The sequence below is a fragment of the Chromobacterium fluminis genome, from assembly GCF_011602385.1.
GTDB lineage: Bacteria > Pseudomonadota > Gammaproteobacteria > Burkholderiales > Chromobacteriaceae > Chromobacterium > Chromobacterium fluminis.
This window is the reverse complement of sequence record NZ_JAAOMA010000112.1, coordinates 1-1,196: the sequence shown is the minus strand read 5'-3', so window position 1 is coordinate 1,196 and position 1,196 is coordinate 1. Positions and strand designations below refer to the sequence as shown.

Here is a 1,196-nt window from a genome sequence, read left to right as displayed (position 1 = left end):
GAGGTCGGTTAAACAAATCTCAGCCGAGAGCGTCAGTGAAGCGCTCGCCGAACAGAATAGCAAACTGGTTGGCTGCTTGCTTCCAAGTGATCGGCGGCATCTTCCAGTCTTTCTCAATATTGCGCAAGGCCAGGTAAAGCAGTTTGCTGGCGGCCTCGTCACTCGGGAAATGACCCCGGTTTTTGACAATCTTCCGTAGCTGCATATGCATGCTCTCGATGGCATTGGTTGTGTAGATGATCTTGCGCACCTCCGGCGGGTAGGCAAAGAACGGAATCACCTGTTCCCACTGCCGACGCCACATGGCCGCCACTGTCGGAAATTTGCGACCCCAATCACCCTCGGCAAACTCGTCCAGCACCGCTGCGGCAGCATCGGCTGTAGCAGCCTGATAAATCAGCTTGAGCGCGGCGGCCAAGCCCTTCCGGTCCTTCCAGCTCGCCAGATTCAGCGAATTGCGGATGAGGTGGACGATGCAGGTCTGAATTTGCGCTTGCGGGAAGACCGCCTCAATCGCCTCTGGAAAACCGCGCAGGCCGTCGACGACGGCGATCAGTATGTCGTCTAGGCCACGGTTCTTCAGTTCATTGAAAATCTTGAGCCAGAACTTGGCACCCTCAGTTTGTTCGATCCAGAGGCCGAGGACTTCCTTGCGGCCATCGGCACGGATGCCGAGCGCCAGGTAAACGGCTTTGTTCTTGACGGTACCTTCGTCACGGATCTTCAGGCGCAGCGCGTCGAAGTAGACGATGGCGTACATGGCTTCAAGTGGCCGTTGCTGCCATTGCTCGACTTCGGCCAGCACTTCATCGGTGATGGTGGAGATTAGGTCGGGCGACACTTGCAGCCCGTACAGCTCCTGCAGATGGCCCTGGATCTCGCGCACGGTCATTCCGCGCGCGTACATGCTGATCACGTGGTCGTCGAAACCAGACAAGCGGCGTTGATACTTGGCGACCAACTGCGGCTCGAAGGTGGCTCGCCGGTCGCGTGGGATATCCAGTTCCAGCTCGCCGTTTGGCGTGATAACGCTCTTGGGACTGGAACCGTTCCGGTGATTGCCCGCCTTGCCCTGCACGGTCTCGGAGGCCAGATGATGGGTCAGCTCGGCGGCTAGCATACGCTCAGCGAGCTGCTTCTTGAGGAGGCCGGCCAAGCCCGATTCGCCGAGGATCGATTCGGCGTCCTTACCTTCG

General features: G+C 58.6%; 1 protein-coding gene. It reads right to left on the bottom strand.

The features are described from left to right. Window positions 1–19: 19 nt before the first annotated feature. Window positions 20–1,196 (bottom strand): IS256 family transposase (locus tag HA052_RS27065; RefSeq protein ID WP_206119079.1); only part of this gene is annotated, 1,177 nt, incomplete at its 5' end.